General features: G+C 55.7%; 2 protein-coding genes. Both read right to left on the minus strand.

Annotated features, from left to right (window positions below):
* Positions 1-83 precede the first annotated feature (83 nt).
* Complete coding sequence (locus tag ABI_RS01930) at positions 84-755, minus strand: pentapeptide repeat-containing protein (RefSeq protein ID WP_006271127.1); 672 nt, start codon at positions 753-755, stop codon at positions 84-86.
* Positions 745-1,443, minus strand: a complete 699-nt coding sequence (locus ABI_RS01935) for an immunity protein Imm33 domain-containing protein (protein ID WP_040308499.1) — start codon at positions 1,441-1,443, stop codon at positions 745-747. Before ABI_RS01935 ends, ABI_RS01930 begins: the two co-directional genes overlap by 11 nt.
* Positions 1,444-1,575 lie beyond the last annotated feature (132 nt).

The following is a 1,575-nucleotide window of genomic DNA, read 5'->3' on the forward strand; positions in this document are numbered from 1 at the left end:
CAGAGGACGGAGCGTTCGGAAGACGCCCCGCCCCTCACCCTAACCTCTCCCCGTGAAGAACGGGGAGAGGGGATTCTACAGCGCTACCGCACTTTCAATCCCAGTTCCGACAACAACTCCGCCGCCTGAGCCCGCGAAATCGTGGCGCCCTTGAACCGCCTGGCGTCGTCCAGCCGCACACCGCCGATGTCCGTGCCCCGCAGGTCAGCGCCTTCGAACCGGGCATGGTCCAGAATGGAGTCGCGCAAAGAGCAGTCTTCGAACACGGCATCGCGGAAGTCGCACTGATGCAGGTCGGCATTATGCAAGTCGAGCTGCTTCAATGTCTGTCGGGCAAAGGATATCCCGCGCAGGCGAGCATCGTTCAGCTTGCACTCTTCGAAGGTGAGATCAAACGTCCGCGCCTGAGTAAAATCGGCGCCGGTCAGCTTGCAGCGCTGGAACTTCGCCTGGCTCAGGGTGGCGCCGCGGAACTGGACATTGTTAAAGTCACAGCCGGTAAATTTGGCTTCGCTCAGCGCGGCGCCCGTGAACACCGCCTGGGCGCCCTTGCATGCGGTGAACTGGGCCTTTTCCAGCTTGGCCGAGGTGAATTTCGACTTTTTCAAAATGCACTGGTCGAACACCCAGCCGTTCAGGATCATGTCCGACAGATCTAGCTCTTCCAGTTCGCAGCCGATCAGGGTCTGCGGCTGGCCGGTGTTGGCCAAGAGGAGCACGGCGCCACGGTCGAGGATTTTGTCTTCAATTGTCATTAGACAGGTCGGGCTCTTCGGGTTCGTACTGCCCAGTTTCAAAATTTCGCAGAAAAGCGGAGCCAATAGGCGAGTCGATCAAATCAAGCCAGCTGTCATCGACATTTAGTACTTTGCCCAAAGCGATATAGGTTACGTCTCGGCTTTCTAATTCTTCTTCGCTGATATCGCGATAGTCGCCGCGCACACGCCATCCACTATCCGGATATTTGTCGTCCGGCTGAGCTAGATCTGGCTCTTCACGGTAGATAAAAGAAACCGGAACACCGTCGTCCAGGACACACCGATCCACTATGCAACGGTCCCAATATTCTTTTCGCGGAAGCTCGTCGGGTAACGTACGGTCCGTATCGATATCGATTATGTGAAAAGCTTGGAAGCGGATGGAGTGGCCGAGCTCAAGTTGCGGCATATCGAAAGCTTCATTGTTGAGTTCACCACAAAGACCGCTTGGGGTGACTTCCCTAACTCTCACCCACATTCGTTCGGCATCGTATTTGAGCCCCTGTGGTTTGCTCTGGATAATCAATTTTACATCGTCACCAGGCATCACACCGATCCTGCGCTCTTCGGATGGCAGATAAAATGTATAAGGTGCCGACATCTGAATCGGTCGGGGGTCCAACAAACAATAAGAGCCAAACCACCGACGATATAGATTGTAGAGCGGGTGCAGGGGTTTCCACATGCACGGATCATAGCCGCTGTTCGTTGCGTCAAGCAATCCCTCCGTGCCGCGTGGCCTGACGCTACCGAGTTATGGGGTCGAGGGGTCTGAGACCCCTCGCCTTAGGAAACAAAAAATAGCCCCGACCCCCAA

This window comes from Asticcacaulis biprosthecium C19 (assembly GCF_000204015.1).
Taxonomy (GTDB): domain Bacteria; phylum Pseudomonadota; class Alphaproteobacteria; order Caulobacterales; family Caulobacteraceae; genus Asticcacaulis; species Asticcacaulis biprosthecius.

Coding starts and splice junctions, on each gene's coding strand:
- ABI_RS01930 (WP_006271127.1), bottom strand. CDS start 755: ATGACAATTGAAGACAAAATCCTCGACCGTGGCGCCGTGCTCCTCTTG.
- ABI_RS01935 (WP_040308499.1), bottom strand. CDS start 1,443: ATGTGGAAACCCCTGCACCCGCTCTACAATCTATATCGTCGGTGGTTT.